The organism is Stenotrophomonas sp. SrG (assembly GCF_050031795.1).
Classification (GTDB): Bacteria; Pseudomonadota; Gammaproteobacteria; order Xanthomonadales; family Xanthomonadaceae; genus Stenotrophomonas; species Stenotrophomonas rhizophila_A.
On the sequence record NZ_JBNBBE010000643.1, the window covers coordinates 1 to 249 of the forward strand.

The window sequence follows — 249 nt, forward strand, 5'->3', positions numbered from 1 at the left end:
CTGCTGCACGACTCCGGCGTGGGCGGGGTGATCGACCTGGGCAAGGTGCCCACCGATGACCCGTCGCTGGCGCCGATGCAGCTGTGGTGCAACGAATCGCAGGAGCGCTATGTGCTCGGCGTGCCGCAGGCGCGCCTGGCCGAGTGCGCCGCGCTGTGCGCGCGCGAGCGCTGCCCGTTCGCCGCGGTCGGCGTGGCAACGGCCGAAGAACGCCTGGTGGTCGCCGATGGCGCGACGGTCGGCAACATT

Annotated in this window: 1 protein-coding gene; it reads left to right on the top strand. The window is 72.3% G+C overall.

Features of this window, described 5'->3' with window-relative positions:
- The coding region (locus ACQG3P_RS21150) for an AIR synthase-related protein (RefSeq protein ID WP_426806149.1) at window positions 1-249 on the top strand (249 nt) is incomplete at both ends.